At 67.4% G+C, this 13,857-nt stretch carries 11 protein-coding genes; 6 read left to right on the top strand and 5 right to left on the bottom strand.

All coding sequences use genetic code 11. The features are described from left to right. Positions 1–4 precede the first annotated feature (4 nt). Entirely contained in the window at positions 5–1,387 is a 1,383-nt protein-coding gene (locus ACEWX3_RS19715; protein WP_374159904.1) for an NADH-quinone oxidoreductase subunit N, read from the top strand. A gap of 61 nt (positions 1,388–1,448) precedes the next feature. Here the strand turns inward: ACEWX3_RS19715 and ACEWX3_RS19710 are convergent, their stop codons facing one another. Together ACEWX3_RS19710 and ACEWX3_RS19705 are read right to left on the bottom strand one after the other, a co-directional pair. Beyond that, positions 1,449–2,981, bottom strand: coding sequence for a hypothetical protein (locus tag ACEWX3_RS19710; protein WP_374157416.1), 1,533 nt, complete (start codon positions 2,979–2,981; stop codon positions 1,449–1,451). Positions 2,982–3,110: 129 nt separating this feature from the next. Beyond that, positions 3,111–4,355: a sulfotransferase gene (locus tag ACEWX3_RS19705; protein WP_374157415.1), complete on the bottom strand. Its 1,245-nt coding sequence runs from the start codon at positions 4,353–4,355 to the stop codon at positions 3,111–3,113. Positions 4,356–4,383: 28 nt separating this feature from the next. Here ACEWX3_RS19705 and ACEWX3_RS19700 point away from each other — a divergent pair, with 28 nt between their 5' ends. From ACEWX3_RS19700 to ACEWX3_RS19685, 4 genes are all read left to right on the top strand, one after another. Then, positions 4,384–4,959 carry a TetR/AcrR family transcriptional regulator gene (locus ACEWX3_RS19700; protein WP_207069151.1) on the top strand — a complete coding sequence of 192 codons (576 nt, stop codon included), beginning with the start codon at positions 4,384–4,386 and terminating at the stop codon, positions 4,957–4,959. Continuing rightward, positions 4,956–6,083: a DUF1214 domain-containing protein gene (locus ACEWX3_RS19695; RefSeq protein WP_374157414.1), complete on the top strand. Its 1,128-nt coding sequence runs from the start codon at positions 4,956–4,958 to the stop codon at positions 6,081–6,083. The genes ACEWX3_RS19700 and ACEWX3_RS19695 overlap by 4 nt, the downstream gene beginning before the upstream one ends. A gap of 351 nt (positions 6,084–6,434) precedes the next feature. Further along, positions 6,435–7,205 (top strand): endonuclease/exonuclease/phosphatase family protein, encoded by a 771-nt coding sequence (locus ACEWX3_RS19690; protein WP_207066410.1) that lies wholly within the window; start codon positions 6,435–6,437, stop codon positions 7,203–7,205. 144 nt (positions 7,206–7,349) lie between these two features. Continuing rightward, a complete protein-coding gene (locus ACEWX3_RS19685) occupies positions 7,350–8,273 on the top strand; it encodes a universal stress protein (RefSeq protein WP_374157413.1) in 924 nt (307 codons plus the stop codon). 30 nt (positions 8,274–8,303) lie between these two features. Here ACEWX3_RS19685 and ACEWX3_RS19680 read toward each other — a convergent pair whose 3' ends face one another. Both ACEWX3_RS19680 and ACEWX3_RS19675 read right to left on the bottom strand, forming a co-directional pair. Beyond that, the gene (locus ACEWX3_RS19680; RefSeq protein WP_374157412.1) at positions 8,304–9,449 is read right to left on the bottom strand and encodes an acyl-CoA dehydrogenase family protein; all 1,146 of its coding nucleotides are present in this window, start codon (positions 9,447–9,449) and stop codon (positions 8,304–8,306) included. Next, entirely contained in the window at positions 9,450–10,682 is a 1,233-nt protein-coding gene (locus tag ACEWX3_RS19675) for an acyl-CoA dehydrogenase family protein (protein WP_207066407.1), read from the bottom strand. It lies immediately after the preceding gene. A gap of 463 nt (positions 10,683–11,145) precedes the next feature. Between ACEWX3_RS19675 and ACEWX3_RS19670 the strand changes: the two genes are divergently transcribed. Beyond that, the gene (locus ACEWX3_RS19670; RefSeq protein ID WP_207066406.1) at positions 11,146–11,997 is read left to right on the top strand and encodes a hypothetical protein; all 852 of its coding nucleotides are present in this window, start codon (positions 11,146–11,148) and stop codon (positions 11,995–11,997) included. 9 nt (positions 11,998–12,006) lie between these two features. Here the strand turns inward: ACEWX3_RS19670 and ACEWX3_RS19665 are convergent, their stop codons facing one another. Further along, complete coding sequence (locus ACEWX3_RS19665) at positions 12,007–13,857, bottom strand: bifunctional diguanylate cyclase/phosphodiesterase (protein WP_207066405.1); 1,851 nt, start codon at positions 13,855–13,857, stop codon at positions 12,007–12,009.

Below are 13,857 nucleotides of genomic sequence, written 5' to 3'. Positions count from 1 at the left end.
GGCCATGCACGTGCTGGCGATGCTGCCCGAGGCGCTGGTGTTCGCCGGGGCGCTGATGGTCTTGATCGTCGGCTCGTATCTTCCCCGACGGCGGCTGTGGTGGACCCGGGTCATCGCGGTCGCGGCCCTGATCGGTGCGCTGATCGCCGGAGCCGTCCAGATGGCCGGGTCGGACTCCGCGGCGTTCGCCGAAACGTTCGTCGTCGACTCGGTCACCGGCGTCGCCAGAGTGATCGCCCCGTTGGCGACCGTGCTGGTGATCCTGGTGGCCGGTGAGGAGATCAGCGGAAGCGCGCGGGAGAGCGAGAGTTACGCGCTGTTGCTCAGTGCGACGGCGGGAGTTCTGGTGTTGGCGGGCGCGCAGGACCTGCTGGTGCTCGCGGTCGGCTTCCTGCTGGCCAGCATCCCGCTGTACGCGCTCATCGGTATGGGTCGTTCACCGGCCGCCGCGGAGGCGGCCATGAAGACGTATCTGCTGGGGGCGTTGTCGGGCATTCTGCTGCTGCTCGGTATCACGCTGCTCTTCGGTGGGACGGGGACCACCGCGTACGGCGAACTTCGCGGCCTGCTTGCGGAGATCCCGGCGCCGATCGTGGTGGCCGGGTCGGTTGGCGTCGTGGCCGGTCTGCTGTTCAAGGCCGGGGGAGTGCCGCTGCACTTCTGGGTGCCGGACGCGGCGCAGGGCGCCCAGGGCTTCGTGGCGATGTTCGTGACGACGGTGCCGAAGATCGGTGCGGTGATCGCGCTCTACCGGTTGGTCGAGATCCTTCCCGCCGGGCTGGCCTGGCCCGGTCTGATCGGCGGGATCGCCGTCGCCAGCATGACTTTGGGTAACCTGGCTGCCTTCTGGCAGGATGATCCACGGCGGCTGCTCGGCTGGTCGACGGTCAGCCAGGTCGGCTTCCTGCTGGTGCCGGTGGCCGCGGCGGGCCGCAGCGATCTGACACTTCCGGCGATGCTGTTCTACCTCGTCGGGTACACCGTGACCAACATCGCCGCCTTCGCGGTGACCACGGCGGTGCCGGACGCACGGGAGCTGTCGGCCTACCGCGGAATCGGCCGAACGCAGCCGTGGTTGACTGGAGCGCTGATCGTGGCGCTGCTCGGTCTGCTCGGCACTCCGCCGCTCGCGCTGTTCGTCGGCAAGTTGACGACCGCCAGCGCAGCGTGGGAAGCCGGCGCGGCGTGGCTGGCCATCGCGGTGTTCGTCAACACTCTGCTCAGCCTCTTCTACTATCTGCGCTGGATCGTGCCGTGCCTGCAAACGTCTGCTGAGATGGAACGCTCTGTGCCGCAGCATGTGTCAGCGCGGATTGCAGTGGTCACGGCGGGGTTCAGCGTGGCGATGGGCGTGGCGGCGGGGTTGGTGTTCGGCTTGGTGGGATAGCCCCTGACCGCGAACGGCCCCCTCGTCGCCGAGGGGGCCGTCCGGTCAGTCAGGCGGCGACTCAGTCGTCGCTGCCGGAATCGCTGCCCGAATCCGAGCCGCTGGAGGTGCTGCCGGAATCCGAGCCGCTGGAGGTGCTGCCGGAATCCGAGCCGCTGGAGGTGCTGCCGGAGTCGTCGGCGTCGCTGCCGGAATCGTCGCCGGCCGCCTCATCGGTGGCATCCTCGCCGGCTTCGTCGACGGCATCCTGTACCGCGTCGTCGACCGCGGCGTCCTCGTCGACGACGTCTGCGTCAGAGACATCGTCGTCCGTGGCGTCCTCGTCGACGGCCTCGTCCTCGGTCGCGTCTTCGCCCGTGGCGTCACCCTCGGTGGTGCCGTCGACCTCGGTGGTGCCCTCAACGGTGTCGTCGTCGACGGCCGGAGCCTGGTCCTGCTCGGGCACCGTCTCCTCGGTGGTCTCAGGGGCGGCAGCTTCTTCAGCGGCCCCCTCGGTGCCCTGTTCGTCCGTGGCTGTCTCGGTGGCGCTGTCGACGTCGACCGGGATCAGCTCGCCGTTCGGCAACTCGGTGGACGACGCGGAGGTCAGCGTGACGTCCGCGGTGGTTTCACCGGTCTCGGCGCCTTCTTCGTCCTGCGCCGGGGCGAAGATCTCGGCAATCGCCTTGGGCAGTTTGACGAAGAACGCGTCGATGGGTCCGTCCTCGCTGAACAGGCCCGGGAAGGTCTCCCACTCGGCGGCGACGCTGGGCTGGTAACCGTTGAGGAACGCGTTGAGCACCTTGGCCGGAGCGTTGACCACCTCGCTGATCGCGGTTTCCCAGTCGCCCTCATAGAGCGACCCGGAGATCACGTTCAGGATGTCGGTGAACTGGTACATCGCGGTGATCGGCGGGCTCAGAAGCGAATAGGCGTAGCCGGTGGCGGCGTTGCCTCCGCCGACGAAGACGGCGTCGAGCACCTCGCCGATCTTCTCGGCGCCGAAGCCGCGCGCGATGTCACCGGGGATCTCGAACGCCGGGAACAGCGGCCAGCCGGCCTCGCCCAGTCCGAAGACGCTCCAGCTCACCACATCGCGGAACGCCATGGTGAACTGGCCGTTGAGCAGGTTGTTCCACGCCGACTCCAGCACCGCGGGCAGCTCGTTGAAGTGTTCGGTCACGCCGGCCGCGGACCCCGACAGACCGCTGCCGATCGTCTCGGCGTACCCGGGCAGGTCGGTGAAGAACTGAGTCAGGCCCGGCACCGGGTTGAAGACGATGCTGGCGACTTCGTCGTACAGCACCGGACTGGTGGCGATCTGCCACAGCGCCGGCAAGGTCACCATGCCCAGATCGGAGCTGCGCGCCACGACGTTGTCGAACGTGGACGAGATCGTGTCGCCCCACACCCCGATCGGATCGATCCAGGCGGACAGTTCCACCGCCCGGTCCTGCACCGCAGCGGGCATGGCAGGCGCTGCCGGGTTGATCGCGATGGCGGATGCCCCCACGAGGGCGACACCGGCCATGAGCAGCTTCTTGTCGCGGCGAGCCGGCGGGGTGGGCGCAGACCAGATGCCCGGGTCTGAGTCGGCACGTAGGGCCAATTGCACGGTTTCTCCTGTTGATCACGAACTTCGACGATGAGCCAGTTCAGGCCACCGGGGAGGTTAGTGCAGGCTTACCTAATCAACAAGAGCTACGTCATCGACAAGAACGGCTCGACAAGAAGTACACCCCGCTCAGGTGAGGAAGCGTTCGGTGTAGGACGAGAAGCGCCGGCGCAACTCGTCGGCGTCGAGTCCGAACATCTGCGCTGACGTGTCGACCCGGCCGTGTCTGCCCCTGCGGTGACCGGCCAGATAGGCCGAGATCGCCGAGCGGGCCGCGTCGGTCAGCGGCTCGGCGGCAACGTCGTACAGCATTTCCGCGGTGCCCATCTCGTCGGCCATGAAGTCGTCGAACCGCACGTCGAGCGAGCGCTCTGCGGAGATGGCGTCGCGGTCACCGACGCACTTGTCGAGAAGCCGTTCGAGCCGATCAACCCACGCCGCCGCGATCTCCTCGACGTTCACGGCGTCGGTGTACATGCGCGCCGAGTAGGTGATCATCGCGATCATCGACAGCGCCACCGGCACGGGATCGCGGTGGGTGAAGGCGACCACGGACCCAGGCATGACGTGCTCGATGACCGGCAGCTGGCCGAGATGCTGGGGCGACTTCAGTACCCACCGACGTCCGCCGCGGAGGAACTGCAACGCCTTGAGCTGAACGACCAGGTATTCGTAGGACGTGGTCTGGTCGTGGCTCCAGTAGTACTCGGTCCACCGGGGAACATGGGCCAGCGTCTCCATCAACATCGTCGAGAAATCGTTGGCCAGCAGCTGAATTTCCTCGTGCGCATGGTCGGTGGTCATTTCGTGCATCAGCGCGAAATTCGGCATCAGTGTGTCCATCGTCTGCACCGCGACGTCCATCCGCGCGATCCTCGGATCCGGGTCGAGGTCGGTTTCGACCGGCAGCGGAAACGGTTCGACGCTCTCCCAGTAGGGGAGGCTGCGAAACGTGGGCGCCGCGGCGAGCATGTTGTGCAGGTGGGTGGTCCCTGACCGGGGCAGGCCGGCAATGACGACCGGCGGCTGCAGTTCGATGTCGTGGATCTGCGGATGGCGGCGAACGAGATCCGTCAGCAGCAGCCGGTTCTTGAGGCACTGCAGTAGCTGCATGTGGAAGTTCACGATCCCCACGGGGTGCATATCGATCTCGTTGAGTTCGGCGACATAACGCTCCAGCCGCTCGCGGTAGTCGTCGGGGCCGAAGTCGGTCAGTCCGGTGGCCTCGCGTGCCCGTCGATGCATCACCTCGGTATCGAGGGGGCAGTCGGGCGCCAACGTGGCCATCATCTCTCGGAGCTGTTGCGCCTGCGGTGTGTAGCGCGGTGCGGCGAGGTCATCAAGCGAGACGGCGGTGTCTGTGGCATCGGTCACAGCGATTTATGTTACTGTCAGTTTCGTAATGACGACAGAGATCGGGCGTCCCCGGAATCGCGGCATCGACGACGCGGTGCTGAGGGCCACCGTCGAGCTGCTCACCGAATCCTCCTACGCCGACCTGTCCGTGGACGCCATCGCCGCCCGTGCGGGTACCAGCAAGCCGGCGATCTACCGGCGCTGGCGCGGCAAGGCGCATCTGGTGCACGAAGCGGTGTTTCCGCGCACCGAGACCACCGAACTGCCTGACACCGGATCGCTCGAAGGTGACGTCCGGGAGATGCTGCGTCGGACGCTGACCGTGCTCAGTACACCGGCGGCACTGGCGGCGCTGCCGGGCCTGGTCGGTGAGATGGCCTCGGACCCGACGTTGCACACCGCCCTGCTCGAACGGTTCGGCGACGTCCTCGTCGGCGCCCTCACCGACTACATCGATGCGGCCGCGCAGCGCGGCGACATCCGTCCGGGCATCACCGCCGCGGACCTGGCCGAGGCGGTCGCGGGGATGACCTTCCTGGCCCTGCTGACCCGCGGCGCGCTTCTCGACGAGATGTGGACGCAGCGCACGGCCCGCCTGATCACGAAAGGAATCAGTCCATGAGCACCGATGCCGATGCCGGCTCTACCGGTGAGGTCACTGTCGCCTGGCGAGAACTGCTCGACACCCTTCGCAGACTCGACGACTCGTTCATGACCGGACCCAAAGCGGTGCGCGACGACCGCCATGTGGCGGACGGCTATCGCATGATCGCCACCACTCTCGGCGTCGCATTCGACACCTACCTGTTCGCCGATCCCACTCGGCCGAGGTGGCTGGAGCTCAACTCGCCGTTCCGGCCGGACCGCCGCTGGGGCGGAGACAACACCGACGCCATCTATTACATGTGCCCGATCGACCCCACCCGGCGCTACCGGATCTCGGGCAATCGCGGTGACAGCGTGTACTTCTCGATGACCGCCTACAACGAACCCTCTCCCGGCGCATGGTCGGACCGCATCGTCACGATCCTGCGTGACGACGACCTCGATGTCGACTCCGACGGCAACTTCACCTTCGAGTTCGGCCCACAGCCCGACGCCGCGGTCCTGATGACCCGCGACTATCAGGCCGACCCGCTCACCGGTCGCGCAGTTTCGTGGTCGATCGAGGCGCTGGATCCACCCGCGCCGTTCCGGCACGGCTCGGACGAGACGGCGGCGGCGCTGCGGGCCAGTGCGGCCTGGTTGCGCACGATGTTCGCGATCGTGCCGCTCGCGGTGGGCGTTCGAAACTCCGACTCGCACCAACTCGGACACGAGACATCGTTGACTGTCAACGATTTCGCCGAGCCATATCAGGTTCCCGATGCCAATTTCGGCTGGTCGGCGCGCGACGCCTGCTACTCCTACGGCAGTTTCGATCTCGCCGAGGACGAGGCGTTGGTCATCACCCACCGGCCGCCGAACTGCAGGTTCTGGAACATGGTGATCTGGAACCAGTTCATGGCGGTACCCGGGGTGACCGACGCCCGCAGTTCGGTCAACGGCTTCACCGCGGCACCCAACAGCGACGGTTCGGTGACGATCGTGGTCTCCCGGGCCAGCACGCCGCATCCCAATTCGCTGACCACGCTGGACTATCCGCGCGGGAACCTGGCGTTTCGCTGGTTCCTCGCCGATGCGGTGCCAGTGCGCCCCGAGGTGCAGCTGGTCGACGTCGCCGACGCGCCGACGGCGGTGGCCTGACCTCAGCGGCAGTCATCGAGGCCGAGGCGCCTGCACGCCAGCAGCACTGCCCTCGGCGAACGATTTGTCGGCGGTCCGCTCGCGCAAAGCGCGGTCGATCGGCACGGTTGATCCGATGCAGGACGTCGACGAGATCGGATCCCCCCGCGGCGGGGCGCGCAGTTCGTCGTGAGATGCCGCGTGCGTGTCGTGGGTCACCTGGTGATGCGGTAGGGCAGGCCCGCGAAGCGAGTCATCGCGCACCTGGTAACGCGAGTCAGGAGGCGAGTCGTGAAGCGAATCATGGTGCCTGGACACGTGGACACCGCCGGTGGTCGACTGCAGCGAGGGCAAGATGGGTAGGAGATACCCATGAAGTTGGTGACGTTCAACATCCTGCACGGACGTACCCCTGGCGACGACGTCGACCTGGGGCGATTCGCGCAGTGTGTCGCCGACCTGGATGCCGACATCCTGGCGCTGCAGGAGGTCGACGCCGTGCAGCCGCGGTCGGGAATGGCCGACCTCACCGCACTCGCCGCCGAGGCCATGGGAGCGCGCAGCCACCAGTTCGTCGCGGCGATCGCGGGCACCCCGGGCGCGACGTGGATCGCCGCCACCGGCGAGGAACAACCCGGTACGGCCGCCTACGGCGTCGCGCTGCTGTCGCGGTACCCCGCGCTGAACTGGCAGGTGGTTCGGCTGCCCCGGATCCCGTTCCGTTTCCCGATGTATCTCGGTGCACCGGGGCGGGTGCAGGTTGTCGACGAGGAACCTCGAGCAGCGGTGATCGGTCAGCTCGACACTCCGGTCGGTCCACTTTCGGTGGTCAACACGCACCTGTCGTTCGTGCCGGGATGGAACCGTCACCAGCTCCGACGGCTGATGCGTGACGTGCGGGTCCTGCCGGGGCCGCATCTGGTGACCGGCGATCTGAACATGGGTGTCGACTCCGCGCAACGCTGGTCGGGGCTGCGTTCACTGGCCTCGGCGGCCACCTTTCCGGCCGAGGCGCCGACCACGCAGCTTGACCACGTCCTCACCGACGATCCGAACCTCGTCACCGTCAGCTGTGCGGCACCTCGGCAACCGATCTCCGATCATCGCCCGCTGGTGGTGCAGTTGCGTCACCGAGACGCCTGAGCTCGCGCCGTCGAGACGCCTGAGCGGGGGACTTTCGTCCCTGCGCAGCAGGACCGTGGACCCCTCGCCGGTGCCGCGTGCGCCGGTAGCGTGGAATCGGATGCGGCGACGATGCCGCCGGCGCGAGGTGAGGAGCACACGACGATGTCCGAGCAACCTTCGGGGTCCCACCAACCAGCGACGCTCAACCAATCGGCACCACTGGGCATCGTCGTCGCCGTCGACGGTTCTCCCGAGTCGAGGGTCGCTGTCGACTGGGCGGCCCGCGATGCCGCGATGCGGCGGGTCCCGCTGACGCTGGCGCACGTACTGCCGGGTGCTGCCATGCAGTCCTGGATCCAGGCCCCGCTGCCTGCCGAGTACTTCGAGGACGAGAAGAACGCCGCGCGCGACATCCTGCGCGACGCCCTCAACGTCGTGGAGGCCGCCACGGTGGGCGCCGAACTGTTCTGCGTCAACCAGAAAGTGCTCTCGGGTCAGCCGACCGCGGCGCTGGCCGACCTGACCAAAGACGCCGAGATGATCGTCGTCGGTCGAAGGGGGATCGGCAAGGTCGGGCGGCTGCTGCTCGGTTCGGTCAGCGCCGGGCTGACCCAGCATGCGCACTGCCCGGTCGCGGTGATCCACGACGAGGACCCGCTGATCCCGCACCCCGACCAGGCGCCCGTCGTGGTCGGCATCGACGGCTCACCGGCGTCCGAGCACGCCACCGCCATCGCCTTCGACGAGGCGTCACGTCGCGGTGTCGACCTCGTTGCTGTGCACACCTGGAGCGACGCCGGTTACGAGCTGCCCGACGAGGGCTGGTCGGAGATCCAGCCGGAGGAAGACTGCCTGTTGTCCGAGCGGCTGGCGGGTTACCGCGAGCGCTATCCAGATGTGTCGATCCGGCGGGTGCTGCGTCCGGACCGGCCTGCCCACGCGTTGCTCGAGGAAGCCGAGCACGCCCAGCTGCTGGTGGTCGGCAGCCACGGTCGCGGCGGCTTCGCCGGCATGCTGCTCGGCTCGGTGGGCTCACAGGTGGTGCAGTCCGCCCGCATCCCTGTCATCGTCGCCAGGCGCTCCTGACGCGCGACCGCGGCCGAAGGCGGGGCACGGTCAGCCGGCTTCGGACGCCCGGGCGTAGCGGCTGACGTGATGGTCGGTCGAGCCGAACTCGAACTGCAGCGCGGTCAACCGCTTGAAATAGTGCCCGATCGCGAGTTCTTCGGTCATCCCCATGCCGCCGTGCAGCTGAACGGCCTGCTGACCGACGAACTGCGCGGCCCGGCCGACGGTCACCTTCGCCGCCGACACCGCGCGAGTGCGGGTGGCGTCGTCGGCGTCCAGCTTGAGGATGGCCAGTAACGCTGCCGCTGCGGCCTGCTCGACGTGCATGTACATGTCCACCATGCGGTGCTGGAGCACTTGGAAGCTGCCGATCGGCTGCCCGAACTGCTGGCGTTGCTTGCAGTATTCGACGGTGTCGGCGAGGACCTTACGCATGCACCCGACCGCCTCGGCGCACACCGCCGCCGCGCCCTCGTCGCGGGCCCGGGTCAGCCAGGGCCAGGCGACGCCCTCCCCGCCGACAAGGGAGCCGGACGGCAGACGAACACCTTCGAAAGCGATGTCGGAGGCGCGCCGGTCGTCGACGGTGCGGTAGTGGTGCAGGGTCAATCCCGGCGCCGAAGACCCCACATCGACCAGGAACAGCGATATCCCGTCGGCGTCGGTGCGGGCACCGGAGGTCCGCGCGGTCACGAGTACGTGGCCGGCCAGCGGGGTGCTCGCTGAGACGATCTTGGTACCGCGGAGCACCCAGTCGTCTCCGTCGCGATCGGCCACGGTCGTCACGTCGCGCCAGTTCTCGCCGGAGGTCGGCTCGGTGGCGGCGACCGTGACGATCGCAGTGCCCGAGGCGATCTTCTCCACCAGGCCGGCGGCGGCCGCCCCGCCGGCGCGCCGGAGCAGGCCGGCGGCGACGACGGCGGTGTCGACGTACGGTTCGATGACGAGCGCATGACCCAGCGCCTCGGCGATGAGCATCATCTCGACGGGGCCACCGCCGATGCCGCCGTACTCCTCGGGCAACGCGGCACCCAGGATGCCCAGCTCCTCGGCGAACGCCCGCCAGATGTCGGGCTGCCAGCCCAGGCCCGTCTTGGCGGCCGCGCGGCTCTTCTCCAGGTCGTAGCGGGTGGCCAGGAACCTGATCAGCCCGTCGCGGAGCAGTTCCTGCTCGTCGTTGAGTGTGAAGTCCATCTAGAGTCCCAATGCCGCTTTCGCCAGGATGTTGCGTTGAATCTCGTTGCTGCCGGCGTAGATCGAGCCGGCGCGGTCGTTGAAGTACCGCAGGGGAGCGACGGCCTGCCAGGGCTCGCCGCTGACGTAGTCGTGCTGCGGGGGCGTGAAGTCGGCGATCGGGCCACCCGGGCATGTCGCGTGTGGTTGGTAGACGCGTCCCCGCGGGCCGGCGGCCTCCATCGCGAGCTCGGTGAGCGCCTGGCTCAGTTCAGTGGACAGCACCTTGAGCATCGACGACTTCGCGCCGGGGTTCCCGCCCGCGGCGACCACGGCAAGCACCTGGTATTCGAGGATCTCGAGCACCTCGGTACGGATCCGCAGCTCGGCCAGCTTGTGCGCGAAGGAGGGGTCATCGAGAAGCCGCCCGCCGCCCGGGCCGGGTTGTCGGGCCGACACCGTGGCGATGTCCTCAGCCATCACCTGCAGAGCCGGGGCCGTCGCACCCCCACCGCGCTCGAACTCCAGCAGATACTTCGCCACCGTCCAACCGTCGTCGACGTCGCCGATGACGTTGGCCTTGGGGACCCGCACGTCGTCGAAGAACACCTGGTTCTGGACTTCTTCGCCTGACGTCATCACCAGCGGACGAATTTCGATCCCAGGAGTGGACATGTCGACGAGCACGAAGGTGATACCGCGTTGCTTCTTGTCGCTGCGGCTGGTGCGCACGAGCGCAAACATCCAATTGGCTTCCCGCGCATGGGTGGTCCAGATCTTGCTGCCCGTGCAGACCAGGTGGTCACCGTCGTCGCGGGCGGCCATCGACAGCGCCGCCAGGTCCGATCCCGCCTCCGGTTCGGAGTAGCCCTGGCAGAAGAACACCTCGCCCGTGAGAATGCGGGGCAGGAAGAAGTCCTTCTGTTCGTCGGTGCCGAACTTGATGATCGCGTGGGCCACCATGCGGATGCCCATGGGTGACAGCGACGGTGCTCCGGCGAGCTGCGACTCGCGGCTGAAAATGTAGTGCTGGGTCAGGCTCCAGTCGCAGCCGCCGTGAGCGACCGGCCAGGCCGGTGCGGCCCAGCCCCGTTCGTGCAGGATGCGCTGCCACTCCATGCTGGCGTCATGGTCGGCGTACACGCTGGTCATCAGCTGCCCGGCGCGTCGAAGCTCGGGCGTCAGCTTCTCGGCGAGAAAGGTGCGCACCTCGTCACGGAACGCGAGATCGGCGGCCGACCACTCCAGATCCATCGAATCCCCTTTTCGTGTATGGGCTCCCCGACAGAGTAAACCTAGTTAGTTAAGTCACGGAACTGGGGTGAGTGGTGGCCGGAGTTCGGCGGCTCCGGACCGCCCCATGGTGCTGACCCGCCGGTGGCTGTCGGCCGCCCTACGGCGCTGACCCGCGCGTGGCCCTCGGTTGCCCTACCGTGCTGACCCGCGCGTGGCTGTCGGTCGCCTTCACGGCCCGGCCCCGCGCGTGGCTGTCGGTCGCCTTCACGGCGCGGCCCCGCGCGTGGCTGTCGGTCGCCTTCACGGCGCGGACCCGTCCACGGCGTGCGGTGGTAGGTTGTTCGTGTTGCCACAGTCCGTGATGGCAAATCCCCTCATTACCCATCACGGCTGTGGCGACCCCGCGTCAGTGCGATCGCATGTTTGCTCATCGCCGGAGGTAGCGGTGGTCGTGTTCACGGAGGGGCGTTTAGTGGCAAATATGAGGCACATAACCGTGGACGACGGGTTCGGCTGGGACGACGAAGTCGATGTCATCTGCACCGACACAGCTCCCGGCGGTCTGGCCACCGCCATTGCCGCCGCACGGGCGGGTGGAGCGGTGATGCTGGCCAGCGCGGAGTTGCCCGCGTCCGAAACCGACTGGTTCGGCTCGCATCAGCTCGACGACCCGACCGCCACCTACCTCCACGAGTTGACCGCCGACATCGAGCTCGAGTCGTTGCCTCGGCCGTCGGTCGATCTCCCGGTTCGACTCGCGAGTCCACTCCCGCACGCAGACGAAGGCAGGAAGCGCCGGATCGACACCTTCGACGGTGCTCACCTGCGCGACTGGGCGATGCAGTGCATCCCTGCGCGTACCGGATACCTCTACACGCGAGTCACAGGCTGGGACACCGCGGCGTGGCAATCCGGCGACGGCAGTCGGCTGGCTGTCAGCGAGATCGGTGCGATGTCACCCGATGTCGATGATGTCGGAGGTTCGGTGTCGAGCTGGCTCACTGCCGCAGCCGAGGACGCAGGCGTCTCCTTCGACCGGTCCACTGTTCTGCAGAGGCTGGTCTTCGATGACGGGGTCGTTGTCGGTGCAGAATTCGACACCGCGGAAGGGGCCCTGACGGTACGGGCCCGACACGGTGTGCTGCTGTGTCGGGCGGTAGAGCCGCTCGCGTCACCGACACTGCCGCAGGGCGCGGAGGTGCGGGTGGCCCTGGTCGGTCGGCTCGCCAGCCGCTTCGGTCGCGTGGAGCTGCTGACCGCAGACCCGGCGGTCGCCGCGGCGGCGGGAGCCTGCGTGCAGCTCAGCGGCTCCGCACGTCATCGCGGAGCGTGATCGCGGTCCTCAGGCGGAGAACTTGATTGCCAGACGGCCTTTGGAAAGCAGCGATTCCAGTGCTGCGCCCGCGATCGGGCGCGAGAGCAGGAAGCCCTGCGCGCGATGGCAGCCGTGGCGCAGCAGCGTCAGCGCCGCGGCTTCGGTTTCGACGCCTTCGGCCACCAACTCCAACCCGAACGCTTCGGCCAAGGCGATGATCGCGCGCACGATGGCGAGATCGCCGGGATCAGAACCCAGTTCGCGGACGAAACCGCGGTCGATCTTGAGCGTGTCCACCGGCAGTGACTTCAGATGGGAGAAGGCGCTGTAGCCGGTTCCGAAGTCGTCGATGGCGATCTGCACACCGGCGGCCTTCAGCGCTGCCAGCGTGATCCGCGTGGTTTCGATGTCCTGGACCACCACATTCTCGGTGATCTCCAGACAGACCGATCCCCGAGCGAGACCGAATTCTTCGAGGATGCCGGCGACCGATTCCACGAAGCCGTCGATCACCAATTGCACCGGAGAGACGTTGATGCGCATGACGATGTTCTTCCCGAGCCCACGCGACTGCCACGCCGCGAAATCCGCACATGCCGAACGCATCACCCACCGGCCGAGTTCACCGGCGAGATTGATGGACTCCGCGACACCGATGAACGCATCAGGTGCCAGCAATCCGCGGGTGGGGTGCTGCCAACGCACGAGAGCTTCGGCGGCCAGGATCTCGCCGGTGCGCATGTCGACTTCGGGAAGGTAATGCAGTAACAGCGCCCCGCTTTCGATGACGTTCTGCAGGTGCAACTCGATGTCGTTGCGGAACTCGTTCTTCATCGCCATGTCGTCGGTGAACACCGCGACCTTGTTGCCACCGGAGTTCTTGGCGGTCAGCACCGCCTGGTCGGCGCGACGCAGCAGGTCCGACGTCGTGTCGACGCCCGGCGTGCCCTGTGCCACACCGATACTCACGGTGCGGGTGAGTACCTCGCCGTCGATCGAGACCTGTTCGCGCAGCGCGGACTGCAGCTGATGAGCCAAAGCGGTGGCAGCGGCTTCGTCCATCGCTGCGCGGGGCACCACGACGAACTCGTCGCCGCCCAACCGGGCGATCAGGTTCTCCCCGTCACCGGATCGGCGAAGGCGCTCGGCCAGCACGCGGATGAACCAGTCGCCCGCGGTGTGCCCGAGGTAATCGTTGATCGCCTTCAGCCGGTCCAGATCGAAGAACAGCGTCGAGACCGGACCCGGCTGGCCGGCCGTCAGTCGTTCGTCCAAATGAGACAGCAGGGCGCGCCGGTTGTGCAGACCGGTCAGGTCGTCGTGTTCGGCGAGGTAACGAAGCCGCTCTTCGGCCAGTACCCGGGCCTGAACCTGGGCGAACAGCGACGCGATCGTCTCCAGCGCGTTGAGTTCGTCGGTGCTCCACTCCCGGTCGCCGAATTTGATGAACCCGAGGGCGCCAGTGGTGACATTGCCCGACAGCAGGGGTGCGGCGGCCATCGACGTCGCGGGCACCGCGCGACTCTCCTCGATCCGCCGCTGGTAGTCATCGGTGGCTGGTTCTGGACGCAGCACCACCGGCTTCTTGGCGTTCTCCGACACCGCGAACACCGGATCGGCGTCGGCGAAGTAGACGATCTCCAGCGGGTCGGGGTCAGGAATGTTCGGCCGGATCGGCCACTCGGCGATCAGTCTGGAGGCCCTGATCTTGTGGTCGTTGTAGCGAAGGAAGCTGACGTCGACGCCGAGGTAGGACACCAGATCGGCCAGCACACGTTGGCTGACCTCGACGGAGGTGGTCGCATTGGCGGCCATCAACTGGGTTGCCACCGATTTGACCATCAGGTCGAGGCTGCGCGGTGTGCCGTTCATGGACAT

Origin of the sequence: Mycobacterium sp. G7A2 (assembly GCF_041902445.1) — a bacterium.
In the GTDB taxonomy this organism is placed as follows: domain Bacteria; phylum Actinomycetota; class Actinomycetes; order Mycobacteriales; family Mycobacteriaceae; genus Mycobacterium.
The sequence above is the reverse complement of the archived record's forward strand: the minus strand, read 5'-3'. Positions and strand labels throughout refer to the sequence as shown.